Below are 12,703 nucleotides of genomic sequence, written 5' to 3' on the forward strand. Positions count from 1 at the left end.
CGTACACGGCACACGGAAAACGGGAATCATTAAAGGAGGATTGAAAAATGAGCTATGTAATGAAAACAACAAGAGGCTGGGGATCGCCGAGCAGATATATCCAAGGGCCGGGAGAAATCGATAACCTTGCGAAATATACGTCGCTTTACGGGAAAAAAGCGCTGGCGGTCATAGATCCGTTTTTCTTTGACGACCTTTCCGCAAAACTGAAAAGGCAGTATGAGGAAAACGGCGCGGAAATCGAAACGCTTATGTTTGCGGGGGAGGTAACGGAAAAGAACATCGCGGAAATAGCGGAAAAAGGCCGCAGCCTTTCGCCGGACGTCGTGATCGGGATCGGCGGCGGGAAAACGCTGGATACCGCAAAAGCGGTGGCGGCGGGGGCGAACGCAGTCATGGCCATCGTGCCGACTTCCGCTTCTACCGACGCGCCGACCTCTGCGCTGTCCGTTATTTATAAAGATAACGGAGAGCACAGTCATGCGATATTTTATGATAAAAATCCGGAATTCGTATTGGTAGACAGCGCGATCATCGCGAAAGCGCCGATCAGGTTTCTCGTGTCCGGCATGGGCGACGCTCTTTCGACGGTATTTGAGGCGCGCGCGAATCAAGCGTCCGATACGGCGAACTATATCTGGTTTACCCACGGCGGTTTCCGCAGGTGTAAGTCGGCGCTCGCAGTGTCAGAACTGTGCTACGAAACGGTGATCGAAAAAGGCTTCCTCGCGAAAATGGCGGCGGAAAAAGGGATCGTAACGGAAGCGCTGGAAGACGTCATCGAGGCCAACACGCTCATGAGCGGGCTCGGGTTTGAAAACACCGGATGCGCGGGCGCGCATTCCGTAGGAGACGGCATCACAGCCCTGCCGGAAGGCGCGAAAACCCTGCACGGGGAAAAGGTGGCGTTCGGCGTAATCTGCCAGCTGGTCGCGGAAAACGCGCCGGAAGAGCTGATAGAAGAGGTCGTAACTTTCTGCCTGCGGGTCGGGCTTCCGGTCACACTGGAGGATCTGTTTGTTGAAGAAACGGAAGAGAATCTCCGCGTTATCGCAAAAGCATCGCTGAATTCTTTCTGGTCGGCACAGCCGTTCCATGTAACGGAAGACATGGTCGTCGATATTGTAAAAGCGGGAAATGCGGTCGGAAAATACTATAAAGAAACGGTATAAAATGATGGAAAGATATGTGATCGCGCACGACCTTGGAACGTCAGGAAATAAAGCGACCCTGTTTACACTGGAAGGCGATATCGTAAAGAGCGAAGTAGCAGGATATGAAGCTCATTTTTTCAACGGCAGCTGGGCAGAACAAAGTCCGCATGAATGGTGGAAGGCTGTTTGTGGAGCAACACGAAGATTGCTCAGCGGAATCGACCCCGAAGCAGTAACAGCGGTTTCCTTTTCGGGCCAAATGATGGGGTGCCTGTGCGTAGACAAGAACGGAATACCGCTGATGGACTCTATTATATGGGCGGATATGCGCGCAGAGAAACAGGAGGCGGAACTGGCTGAGCATATCGATCCCAAAAGGCTTTACCGTCTGGCAGGACATCGCCTCAGCCGTTCTTACAGTCTGGAAAAATTGATGTGGGTCCGCGATAACCGGCCGGAGATTTATGAAAAGACCTATAAAATGCTGAATGCGAAAGATTATATCGTATTTAAGCTGACCGGTGAATATATGACAGATTATTCGGATGCATCGGGAACAAATGCTCTGGAACTGGATACGCTGAAATGGTCGGATGAGATATTGGATGCCGCGGGGATCGATAAAAGCATCTTGCCTGCATTGTATCCGTCTACAGAGATCGCCGGAACAGTGACGGAGCGGGTCAGTGCAGAATGTGGGCTTGCGCCGGGCACGAAAGTCGTTTTGGGCGGCGGAGATGGAAGCTGCGCCTCGGTGGGGGCCGGGTCTATTGCGGAAGGGATCACCTATAACTGTCTCGGTTCCTCTTCGTGGATATCTACTTGTTCCCGAAAGGCCTGCTATGATGAAGAAATGCGGACGGTTACATGGGCGCATGTGGTTCCGGGCCTGTTGATCCCGTCCGGAACGATGCAGACTGCGGGAGCAGCCTTTGCGTGGGCTAAGGAACGCCTGTGCGGTGCGGATATCTCCTATCAGGAACTCAACCGAATGATAGAACGGTCGGTGCCGGGTGCAAACGCCCTTTTGTTCCTGCCCTACCTGTTGGGAGAACGCTGCCCGAGATGGAACAGTGAAGCGAGGGGGGCGTTTGTCGGGCTGAAGATGGAGCATACCGTTGGGGATATGATGCGCAGCGTAGTAGAAGGCATTGCCATGAACCTGAAGCTGATTCTCGACATTCTCAAAAATGCGGTGGATATTGATGAAATGATAGTGATCGGCGGTTTTGCGCAGGGCAAGATCCAGCGTAAGATTCTGTCGGATATTTATGGAATGGATATTATACGCCTGAGGCATCTCGAAGAGGCCACATCGATCGGGGCAGCCGTTATCGCGGGTGTTGGAACGGGTGAGCTATCGGGGTTTGAAGCAGCAGAACGGTTTAATGCACGGGCAGAGAAGACGTGTCCGAACATAAAGTATACAGATTTTTATGAGAGGCTGGGCGCTTTGTTTGAACTGGCCTATGACGGGCAAAAAGAGGTGTTTTCAAAACTGCAGATGTTCGAATAGAGGTTGTGTAGTATGAGGGTATGGGAGCAGAAAAGCCTCCCATACCTTTTCTTTTAAAAAAACGGACAAAAAACCAATGTAACATTTTGTATTTTCGGTCGTTTCATATTGTTTTTTCCGAATTTTTTTGTTAGAATACGTATGAATCGCGGATATCGTATCTAAAAAAGAACGCTCCTGCGCTTCGCCCAGACAAAGCTTCGCCGCGGCGGGGCGGAAATCGGCGTGTGCCCGCGCACACGAAAACGGGAAATATTATAAAAGAAAGTTTAAATAAATGGTGAGTGTGCTATGAAAAAAAGAATCGGAATACTTACAAGCGGCGGAGATACGCCGGGTATGAACGCAGGGATCCGGTCGGTCGTCATGGCGGCCGATGCGGCAGGCTTCTCCGTAATGGGTATCACAAAGGGCTATGCGGGGCTTATTGAAGGCCGTGTGGACCGCATCAAAACGGAAGACGTTGCGGGCATTGTTGAAAAGGGCGGCACGATCCTGAAAACGGCGCGCTGCGAGGAATTCAAGACGACGGAAGGGCAGCAAAAGGCGCTTCAGGTCATCAAGGCATTCGATATTTCCGGTATCGTCGTCATCGGCGGGGACGGTTCTTTTCAGGGAGCGAAGGTCCTTTCACATCTCGGCGTTCCGACGATCGGCATTCCCGGAACCATCGACAACGACCTCGCCTATACGGATTTCACCATTGGTTTCGACACGGCGGTCAACGGCGTCATCGGGGAAATGTCGCGTATCCGCGATACGATGAATTCCCATGAGCGCGTGGGCGTCATTGAAGTCATGGGGAATAAATGCGGGGATATCGCGCTTTACGCGGGCATCGCGGGCGGAGCGGAGCATATCATCATTCCTGAGGTCGAATTCGACATCGATTCTATCTGCGATAAGATCGTCAGCAACCGCATTAAGGGGAATATGACAAGCATCGTGCTGATTGCCGAAGGAGCGGGCAAGGGCGAAGCGGTCGCAAACTATATGAGGGCAAAGGCGAAGCTCGACGCAAAAGCGATCGTGCTTGGCTATATCCAGCGCGGCGGAACGCCGTCCGCGGCAGACAGAATGCGCGCGACGAGCATGGGCGTGCGTGCGGTGCAGCTGCTTGAAAAGGGCATCGGAAACCGTGTGGTCGGCATCCGGGACAATAAGATCATCGATGAGGATATCGACGAAGCGCTCAGCAAGGAGCTGATTTTCCGGAAAGACCTATACGATGAATTTAAGATCATGTCGGAAAATATGTAAGCGAAGCATGCAGCGAAAGGATCAAAAAGGCTTGTTGAAAGCCTTTTTTGACTATTCGAGCTTTTTATAGCCGAGAAAGCGCCCGGAAAATAGGAATCTGATCGAAGGAGTGGATGACCATCAATACGTTTGCAGTACCGGAAAGCGTGAAGATCGGCTGCGGTATCCTGTATCCGCGGCTGAGGGAATTTATCAGGCCCACGGACCGAGTCATGCTGATCGTAGATAAAATCGTGGATGAGCTTTACGGACGGAACGTCTATACGTTTCTGGAGGGACATTGCCGGGAGGTAAAACGCGAATTCGTCCATGCAGGCTCCCTGCGCGAGGCGTTTTTGAAATCCTACTACATCGTCAACCGTGATTTTGACGCAGTGATCGCGATGGGCGGCGGCAAGGTTCTTGACGTGGGCAAATATGCATCGTCTATGTCAAAGCGACCTTTTATCAGTATTCCGACATCTATTTCACACGACGGCGTAGCATCGCCGATCGCGGTCTTAAAGTGCGACCACAATTCGGTGCGCAGCCTCGACTGCAAGATACCATCCTATATCATCATGGACCTTGATATCATCAAAACGGCGCCGGACCGCCTGATCCTTGCGGGCCTTGGAGACCTTATCTCTAATATCACAGCCCTGCGGGACTGGGAAAAAGCGGTGCACGCAGGGAAGGCGAAAATGGACGATTTTGCCTATATCATTTCGGGGACCGCGGTACGCGCGATCCTTCAGTATACGAAGCCGGATATCAAAAACACCGCGTTTTTGACGCAGCTTGCGGAATCTGTCGTGCTGTCCGGGCTTGCTATGAACATCACAGGCAATACCCGGCCGTCGAGCGGAGCGGAGCACCTCATCAGCCATGCGATCGACGCGACAGGAAAAGGAACGCTGCATGGGATACAGACTGCGATGGCGAGCATACTTGTGGAATACCTCTATGGCGGAAATTATTGCTTCATACGGAATTATCTGAAGAGTGTAGGGATTCCTACGACATTTGCGGAGATCGGGCTTACCTATGAGGATTACGCACAGGTCATGCGCACGGCGCGCACGACGCGCAAAAACAGGTATACGATCCTCGATGAGATCCCCTATGACGACGCTTATTTGAAAAAAATTTACGATGCGGTTTACGGAGGCATAGATGACAGGCAGTGAAAAGCGCGGCAAGGTGAACCGCGCCGCAGCGGAGCTTCGGGAAATCGAATGCTTTGTGCTCGATATGGACGGCACGATCAATCTGGGAGAGAACCTGATCCCCGGCGCGAAAGAGTATATCGAATATATGCAGAAAAACGGCATTTCGTTTTATTTTTTCACAAACAATTCCTCCAAAGCGCCGGAGGATTATGTGAAAAAGCTGGAGCGGCTGGGATTTTCAGGTATGACACGTGGGAATATCATGACTTCCGGCGATGTGATGATCCATTATCTCAGGACGCATGGGGGGCAGCGCATTTATCTTGCAGGCACGCCGGAGCTGGAAGCGCAGTTTCAGGAGGCGGGGTTTACGCTTTTGCCGCACGATACGCAAACGGCTGATTTTGCGGTGCTGGGGTTCGATAAAACGTTCAATTTCGAAAAGGCGGACACGATCTCGCGCCTCATCACGGCAGGAGTTCCCTTCCTTGCGACGAATATAGACCGCGTCTGTCCGCTCGAGGACGGAAAATTTTGCCCGGACTGCGGCTCGATGGCCTGCATGATCACACACGCGACGGGGATAGAGCCGAAATTTGTCGGGAAGCCGTTCAAGGAAACGGTAGATTATATTTTGGCCAAAACCGGCTCCCCGCGGGAGAAAACGGCAATGGTGGGCGACCGCCTGTATACAGACGTGAAAACCGCAGTCAACGGAGGGATCGTCGGCATCGCGGTGCTCTCCGGAGAAATATCCTATCAGGATATCGAAGAGGGCGACGTTGCGCCGGATTATATTTTAGACAGTGTATATGATATCTATACGGCAATCAAATAATAAGGAGGAAACAGATATGAAGTATTTAGTAGGGATAGACCCGGGAACCAGCGGGGTCAAGTGCCTGATCATAGATGAGGACGGAAAGGTCGTACGGTCTGTTACGAAGACTTATCCGCTGTATACGCCGAAGCCGGCATGGTCGGAGCAGGATCCGGCGGATTGGTGGAACGAAACGAAGGCGGCGCTGCGCGAAATGCTGGACGGCATTGAAAAGGACTGTATTGCGGCGGTCGGTTTTTCAGGACAGATGCATGGTCTTGTAGCGCTCGATAAGGACAATAAGGTCATACGCAACGCGATTCTTTGGAACGACCAGCGCACGGGAAAGGAATGCGAGGAGATCATCGAAGCGGCGGGCGGCATCGACGGGCTCGTCGGCTATACGAACAACACGATGCTCACGGGCTTCACGGGAGGGAAACTCTTGTGGGTGAAGAAAAACGAGCCGGAAAACTATGCGCGTATCGCAAAATTCGTGATGCCTAAGGATTACGTCCGCTATTGCCTAACGGGCGATATCGCGACGGACGCTTCGGAAGCGTCGGGTACAGGGCTTTTCGACGTAAAAAACCGCAAATGGGCAGACGGGCTGATCGAAAAACTTGGCTTTGACCGCTCCATTTTCCCGAAAGTATACGAATCTGACGAGATAACGGGGCATATTTCGGCGCAGGCTGCAGCGGAAACAGGCCTCCCGGAGGGTACGCCTGTTTACGGAGGCGGCGGGGACGCGGTCATCCAGAATACGGGCATGGGCATTGTAAAAGAGGGCACGCTCGGCGTCGTTATGGGCACGTCCGGGGTCGTTGCGACGGCGATGAACAGCTTCGGAAAAAATGAAGGCGGCAAGCTGCAGTTTTTCTGCAATAACGCGGCCGGAAAATATATGGCGTTCGGCTGCCAGCTCTCGTGCGCAGGCTCGATGGAGTGGTATAAAAATACTTTCTATGCGGACAGCGCAGAGCCGTTCAAGGACATCAATGAGGGGGCGGAAGCGTCCGGTATAGGGGCAAACGGGATCGTGTTCCTGCCTTATCTTTCGGGCGAACGCTGTCCGTATCCCGATCCGGATGCACGCGGTGTGTTCTATGGGCTATCTCTGCTCTCGAATAAGGGGGATATGGCACGCGCGGTCATGGAAGGCGTCACGTTCGGCCTCTATCAGATGTATGAGCTCATCATGAATACCAATCCCAATCTGAAGTTCAAGGAAGTCGTCCTTTCGGGCGGCGGCGCGAAATCTGCACTGTGGAAGCAGATCGTCGCGGACATCTTCAACCTGCCGGTTAAAATCCTCGCGGGCGCGGCGGAGGGTGGCGCATATGGCGGCGCGATCGTCGCAGGTGTGGGCGAAGGCATCTATCAAAACCTTGAGGACGCGGAAAAGGTTCATTCCGTAAGCGAGGTCGTGGAGCCGATACCGGGCAATCACGAAAAATATCAAAAAGTAAAGAAGATATACGATAAGCTGTATTACGATCTGAAAGATACCTTTAGGCTATCCGCAGAGCAGGAATAAGAAAGTGAAGAAAAAAGGCTTTCCGGCTGTAATGGAAAGCCTTTTTTGTCTGTTGCATAAAGGACGGCGGTTCATATATAATAAGAGTATTGTATGAATAGGGAGGAAAAAAGAATGCCCAAATATACGAAGGCGGAACTGCATAAAATTATCGACGAAAATGATATTAAGTTTCTGCGCCTGCAATTTACGGATATTTTCGGGATATTGAAAAATATCACGGTAACGACCTCAAAGCTCGATAGTGTGATCGAGCAGGGATGTATGTTCGACGGTTCGTCCATAGACGGATTCGCACGGATAGAAGAATCCGATATGATGCTCATACCGGATCTGGATACGTTTGAAATATTTCCATGGTCAAACCCCAAAGGCCGCACCGCACGTTTTATATGCGACGTCTATATGCCGGACGGAACGCCGTACGACGGCTGCCCGCGCCATATTCTGAAGCGGCAGCTTGCGAAAGCAAAGGAAATGGGCTACACGATGAACGTCGGACCCGAATGCGAATTTTTCCTGTTCCATAAGGATGAGCATAATAAGGCGACGATCGAGACCAACGATGACGGCGGTTATTTTGACCTTGCTCCGCTCGATATGGGCGGTTCTGCCCGGCGCGATATCTGTCTTGCGCTCGAAGAGATGGGCTTTGAGATCGAAGCCTCTCATCACGAATGTGCGGCAGGGCAGCATGAAATCGATTTTAAGTATGGGGATGCTCTGAAAATGGCCGACGACGTCATGACGTTCAAGATCGTAGTAAAGCGCATCGCACAGGATCATCACCGCCATGCTACGTTCATGCCGAAGCCCATCTATGGGATCGCCGGAAGCGGGATGCATATCAATATGTCGCTTTGTACTGAGCAGGGGAACGCGTTCTGCGATAAATCCGACGAGCTTGGACTGTCTAAGGAAGCTTACGGCTTTATGGCGGGGATATTGAAGCACGCGCGCGGTCTTTCCCTGCTGACGAATCCGATTATCAATTCCTATAAACGTTTGGTTCCCGGCTTTGAAGCGCCGTGCTATATCGCATGGTCGGCAAAAAACAGGAGCCCGCTCATCCGCGTACCGTTTGCACGCGGCGCTGCGACGCGGATAGAGATGCGCAATCCAGACCCGACGGCAAATCCGTATCTCGCATACGCGGGAGCGCTCGCGGCGGGACTGGAGGGCATACGGAAGGGAATGACGCCGCCTCCGCCTGTCAATAAAAATATTTATACGCTGTCTGAGGAGGAAAAGAAAAAGCACATGATCCGGCGTGTTCCCCAGAATCTGTTCGATGCGATCGGCGATTTTGAAGAGGACGGTTTGATGAAGGAAGTGCTGGGCGAGGGCGCCTACGAGAAATACCTCAAGGGCAAAAAACATGAATGGGCGGATTATTCCACCCGTGTGCATGAATGGGAGCTGAAGCATTATCTGACGAAATATTAAAAAAATCTAATATGCCGCCTTGCATTTGCAAAGCGGCATATTTTTTTGAAAGCTCGCTCAGACGCGCAGGAAAAAATGGAACGATAACCGGGCGTACAAAAAACAGGAACGGGATGTGCGGCGATAGTACAGAGAGCCGTCGCCAAAACCTCGCTTAAGACTTTAAAAGCTGACAGCAGAGGGCAAGCTGTGAAAGAACGTGAATCGTGAGGCGGCGGGTGTGATTTTTGCAGGAGAGGGGCAGAAAAGAGAAAATGTAAAAGACGGAATATTCCGCGGACTTTATATGCGGGCCTACAATATAGAATAGAGGCAGGTCAAAAATCGAAAAAACAATACCGCGCGGTATGGGAAAACAAAGTGGCAACGATATACAAAAGCACCGCTAAAAAACAGGGCTTTCAGGTGCGGCACAGTTTGCCGCGATGTGGGTACACCTACCAAATATGAACTCCAACTTGCAACAAGCGCGCCGCAGGCGCATACCCGCAGGAAAGTGGTAGCGACAGTGAACCGTCGCGAGGGCGTTTACAACCGAGCAGGTGAGCCGAGCGGGCTTTCTTGCGGAAGAGGAGGAGCAAGGGAGCGGGCGAATGTTTTTCTTTGAAAAAGAAAAATGGAGCAAAGCGAACTTTGCTCCGACGTGGTGACCCCACCGGGAATCGAACCCGAGTTTCAGCCGTGAGAGGGCTACGTCTTGACCGCTTGACCATGGGGCCATCTGATTGATAGCACTAATAATTTTAGTGGATTATTCCCGATTTGTCAATATAAAAAATCAGAACTATCAAAAATCTTATGAATGAATATTGCTATACCTTGCTATATATGGAGCGGCTGAATAAGCTGCAAAAGAACGGATATACGAAGCGGCAGGGGCCCGCGGCACGATATGACCGTTTAAAAAGACGGTATGCGTTTATGATGATAGTATAAGAGAAAGGAAGACGGGGATGCTTACATTGATTTTAGGAATTGCCGCAATGAACCTGTTCGCGGCCGTTTTGATCCTACTGCGCCCTAAGCTTTTCGGAACGAAGCTTTATAAACCGATGCTGAAAAATATGGGACTTTCGCTGCTCCCGCTTTTTGTATTGACAGCAGCAATACTTTTCATGTTCCTCGTTATGATCTGTATCGCTCCGGCGGCAGGGCTTGCGATTGGGCTTGCCGGCGTCGTCCTCTGGCTGCTGCTTCTTCCGAACGCCGGCTATCTGGTCACAGAACTCAATTTGAATCACAGGACTGCGGATAAAAAGGAAGTACCTATGTGGTATGACATCATTGCCGTATTGGCCCTATCTATGTCCGGCGTCATGAATACTCTGCTCAATGTGATGCTGCTCCAGCTGATCTATGGCGTATTCGTTCATCCCGCCGACGCGTTTGATTTAGGTGCAGTCAATAACCGGATTTTTTGGCTGATGATATCCGCGGTCTTTCTGCTGATCAGCTTCGGTATCTATATCGGGCGGTATCTGCGTTTCAACAGCTGGGATATTCTGAAGCCAAAACATTTTATCAGCCTCTTAAAACAACATTTCAGACAGCCGGGCAAAGGAAAAGAACTGATGGTTTTCGTGCTGTGCCATACGGCTTTCTTTCTGCTCATGTATCTCATTGTGGTCTGGCCGGTCCTCACAGAAAGATAAAAAAGGCCTCCCTTTTAAAAGGAGACTCTTTCTTTTTGCTTTTAGCTTGCTTTATGCTGATTCCAAAAAACAGGCCGCTTTTTTGGTGTGAAGTTTTCAAAAATAATGGAATCCGTATATTGCTTTGCGCGTTCGTAATCCTCCCTGCTGCGTACCGTCCATGCAAAAATGGGAGCACCGCTCCGGCGCAGACGGCGTATCAGGCGCGAATCCACCCTTCGGAACTCGTAGCTGATAAAATTCGGGCGGCAGATGAAATTGACGCCCAAGCGCTGCACGACGATCAGCAGTTTAGAAAGGATAAACCGCAGAACGCAGTCCATACCGGCGGGGAAATTTTCCTTGCACAGAGAAAAATTACAGGAAAGCTGTCCGCGGTATACGTCCGGCGCATGCTTTTTGAACCAACGTACCGAAAAGGGTGAAAAGGATTGGACGGCATATTTTCCGCCATATTCTTGCATCATATCATAAAGCTCGCGCTCCAGATCGCCTGCAAATCCCTTGCGTTTGATCTCGATCAAAAGAGGAACGCGCCCGCCAATCAGGGCAAGCGTCTCGCGCAGAGTCGGGATTGTATATTCCGTGCCGGCAAGGCGGAGCTTACGCAGCTGCGCAAACGTATAGTCCTTGATTTTGCCGTCCACCCCGGTCATACGCTTTAAATTGGAATCGTGAAACACAACGATCACACCGTCGGACGTACGGTGTACGTCCAATTCGATCCCAAACCCATTTTTCATTGCGTTTGCAAATGCAGGAAGCGAATTTTCGGGGTAATGCTCGTTGTGCAGCCCCCTGTGCGCATATTGGTAATCAGTCAGCCATGTTTTTTCAGCCGGCGGGGCCGCCTTTGTCATCACGCGGTCCAGCACCAGAACAACACATATGATCGCGGCCAGTATCACAGCGGCCGCAGATACCTCCGAAAGCATCTAAGGCAAATTCCTCCAAATTTCGATCTCGGTTTCCAGTATAACAGAAAGAAAGTAAAATATCATGTAGGAAAAATAAAGACTTTCTTAAATTCCTGTAAAACAGCCGCAAAAAACCGCCCGCCGGGTTTCCCGGCGGGAGAAAACGGCTTCCGTTTATTTAAACTTCGTATCGACGCGCTGTTTTCCTACATAATGTATATTCACAGTACCCGGGCCGGAATGTGCGCCGATGACCGGACCTGTATAATTGATCAGAGTCTCCTTTACGGCAGGGAACCGTTCCTTGATGAGTCCTGCGACATATTCCGCATCCTCGAGCGCGTCGCCGTGGCCGACATATACGATCTGTCCGTCCGGATTGTCGACGTCCTCTTCCATTTTATCGACGAGCGCAATCAGAGATTTTTTCCTCCCGCGGATCTTTTCGACAGGAATGATCTTTCCCTCATTATTAAAGGCAAGCACTGGCTTGATGTTGAGCATCGTTCCGAGAAATGCGCTCGCACGGGATACGCGCCCGCCCCGCCGCAGGTGCTCGAGACTTTCTACGGCGAACCAATGCGTGATCTTCCATTTCAGCTGCTCTGCGTAATCGCGCGCTTCTTCGATCGATGCGCCTTCCTGTTTTTTGTTATCGACGAGATGCACGAACAGGCCGTATCCGCGCGAAGCGGAAAGGGAATCCACAATTACGATCTTCCGGTCCGGATATTTCTGCATCAGCTGTTCAGCAGTCATGAGCGCATTGTTGTAAGAACCGGACAATCCGGAAGAAAACTCCAGATGCAGGATATCCTTGCCCTCCTCAAGGATAGGCGTGAAAAATTCCGTATAACGCTCCGTATTTACCATAGACGTAGTGGGCATGGAACCAGCCCGGACCTTTTCGTAAAAATCGTGTGTGGGGATGGATATTCCCTGATCGTCATAATATTCATGACCGTCCATAAAGAACTGGTAGAACAGAACCGGAATGCCGCGCTCCTTTACAAATGCAGTCGGAAGATCGGCGGTGGAACTACAGGTAAGCACATAATCAGCCATCACATTACTCTCCAATCATTTTATTGTGTTGGTGTCCGGCCGCCCCGTGGAAACGGGGCTCTGAAAAACGGGTTGCGTCCCGCTGAAATACGTATTGTACGGGCACACACAACTATTTATAGTATATCGTTTACGCCTCAAAAAAGCAAGACGGGAGCAAAAAAAGCGAAGGCACTGTAAAA

General features: G+C 51.1%; 10 protein-coding genes and 1 tRNA gene. 8 read left to right on the forward strand and 3 right to left on the reverse strand.

Going from position 1 to position 12,703, the window contains the following annotated elements; all coding sequences use genetic code 11:
* The first annotated feature begins 47 nt into the window (after positions 1 to 47).
* From PUP29_RS10690 to glnA, 7 genes are all read left to right on the forward strand, one after another.
* Entirely contained in the window at positions 48 to 1,172 is a 1,125-nt protein-coding gene (locus PUP29_RS10690; protein WP_353423282.1) for a glycerol dehydrogenase, read from the forward strand.
* A 1-nt stretch (position 1,173) separates the two neighbouring features.
* The gene (locus PUP29_RS10695) at positions 1,174 to 2,670 is read left to right on the forward strand and encodes a xylulokinase (RefSeq protein ID WP_353423284.1); all 1,497 of its coding nucleotides are present in this window, start codon (positions 1,174 to 1,176) and stop codon (positions 2,668 to 2,670) included.
* 291 nt (positions 2,671 to 2,961) lie between these two features.
* Positions 2,962 to 3,930 carry a 6-phosphofructokinase gene (pfkA, locus tag PUP29_RS10700; RefSeq protein WP_079545896.1) on the forward strand — a complete coding sequence of 323 codons (969 nt, stop codon included), beginning with the start codon at positions 2,962 to 2,964 and terminating at the stop codon, positions 3,928 to 3,930.
* A gap of 113 nt (positions 3,931 to 4,043) precedes the next feature.
* The gene (locus PUP29_RS10705) at positions 4,044 to 5,099 is read left to right on the forward strand and encodes an iron-containing alcohol dehydrogenase family protein (protein ID WP_079545894.1); all 1,056 of its coding nucleotides are present in this window, start codon (positions 4,044 to 4,046) and stop codon (positions 5,097 to 5,099) included.
* Positions 5,086 to 5,919, forward strand: a complete 834-nt coding sequence (locus PUP29_RS10710) for an HAD-IIA family hydrolase (protein WP_079545892.1) — start codon at positions 5,086 to 5,088, stop codon at positions 5,917 to 5,919. Before PUP29_RS10705 ends, PUP29_RS10710 begins: the two co-directional genes overlap by 14 nt.
* A gap of 16 nt (positions 5,920 to 5,935) precedes the next feature.
* Complete coding sequence (gene xylB / locus PUP29_RS10715) at positions 5,936 to 7,441, forward strand: xylulokinase (RefSeq protein WP_353423287.1); 1,506 nt, start codon at positions 5,936 to 5,938, stop codon at positions 7,439 to 7,441.
* 114 nt (positions 7,442 to 7,555) lie between these two features.
* Positions 7,556 to 8,887 (forward strand): type I glutamate--ammonia ligase, encoded by a 1,332-nt coding sequence (gene glnA, locus PUP29_RS10720; protein ID WP_079545889.1) that lies wholly within the window; start codon positions 7,556 to 7,558, stop codon positions 8,885 to 8,887.
* Between the two features lie 644 nt (positions 8,888 to 9,531).
* On the opposite strand, the gene PUP29_RS10725 is transcribed toward glnA, so the two are convergent.
* A tRNA-Glu gene (locus PUP29_RS10725) sits at positions 9,532 to 9,606 on the reverse strand.
* A 234-nt stretch (positions 9,607 to 9,840) separates the two neighbouring features.
* Between PUP29_RS10725 and PUP29_RS10730 the strand changes: the two genes are divergently transcribed.
* Positions 9,841 to 10,539, forward strand: coding sequence for a DUF1361 domain-containing protein (locus PUP29_RS10730; RefSeq protein ID WP_353423289.1), 699 nt, complete (start codon positions 9,841 to 9,843; stop codon positions 10,537 to 10,539).
* A gap of 41 nt (positions 10,540 to 10,580) precedes the next feature.
* Here PUP29_RS10730 and PUP29_RS10735 read toward each other — a convergent pair whose 3' ends face one another.
* Both PUP29_RS10735 and PUP29_RS10740 read right to left on the reverse strand, forming a co-directional pair.
* The gene (locus PUP29_RS10735) at positions 10,581 to 11,474 is read right to left on the reverse strand and encodes a glycerophosphodiester phosphodiesterase family protein (RefSeq protein WP_353423291.1); all 894 of its coding nucleotides are present in this window, start codon (positions 11,472 to 11,474) and stop codon (positions 10,581 to 10,583) included.
* Positions 11,475 to 11,630: 156 nt separating this feature from the next.
* Positions 11,631 to 12,521, reverse strand: coding sequence for a DegV family protein (locus tag PUP29_RS10740; RefSeq protein WP_353423293.1), 891 nt, complete (start codon positions 12,519 to 12,521; stop codon positions 11,631 to 11,633).
* Between the last annotated feature and the right edge of the window lie 182 nt (positions 12,522 to 12,703).

Source organism: Christensenella massiliensis (genome assembly GCF_040409835.1).
In the GTDB taxonomy this organism is placed as follows: Bacteria; Bacillota; Clostridia; order Christensenellales; family Christensenellaceae; genus Christensenella; species Christensenella massiliensis.

What these genes read in the sequence shown, in the direction of transcription:
- PUP29_RS10730 (WP_353423289.1), top strand. Translation starts at nt 9,841, where the DNA reads ATGCTTACATTGATTTTAGGAATTGCCGCAATGAACCTGTTCGCGGCC.
- PUP29_RS10690 (WP_353423282.1), top strand. Translation starts at nt 48, where the DNA reads ATGAGCTATGTAATGAAAACAACAAGAGGCTGGGGATCGCCGAGCAGA.
- pfkA (WP_079545896.1), top strand. Translation starts at nt 2,962, where the DNA reads ATGAAAAAAAGAATCGGAATACTTACAAGCGGCGGAGATACGCCGGGT.
- PUP29_RS10705 (WP_079545894.1), top strand. Translation starts at nt 4,044, where the DNA reads ATGACCATCAATACGTTTGCAGTACCGGAAAGCGTGAAGATCGGCTGC.
- PUP29_RS10710 (WP_079545892.1), top strand. Translation starts at nt 5,086, where the DNA reads ATGACAGGCAGTGAAAAGCGCGGCAAGGTGAACCGCGCCGCAGCGGAG.
- glnA (WP_079545889.1), top strand. Translation starts at nt 7,556, where the DNA reads ATGCCCAAATATACGAAGGCGGAACTGCATAAAATTATCGACGAAAAT.
- xylB (WP_353423287.1), top strand. Translation starts at nt 5,936, where the DNA reads ATGAAGTATTTAGTAGGGATAGACCCGGGAACCAGCGGGGTCAAGTGC.
- PUP29_RS10735 (WP_353423291.1), bottom strand. Translation starts at nt 11,474, where the DNA reads ATGCTTTCGGAGGTATCTGCGGCCGCTGTGATACTGGCCGCGATCATA.
- PUP29_RS10695 (WP_353423284.1), top strand. Translation starts at nt 1,174, where the DNA reads ATGATGGAAAGATATGTGATCGCGCACGACCTTGGAACGTCAGGAAAT.
- PUP29_RS10740 (WP_353423293.1), bottom strand. Translation starts at nt 12,521, where the DNA reads ATGGCTGATTATGTGCTTACCTGTAGTTCCACCGCCGATCTTCCGACT.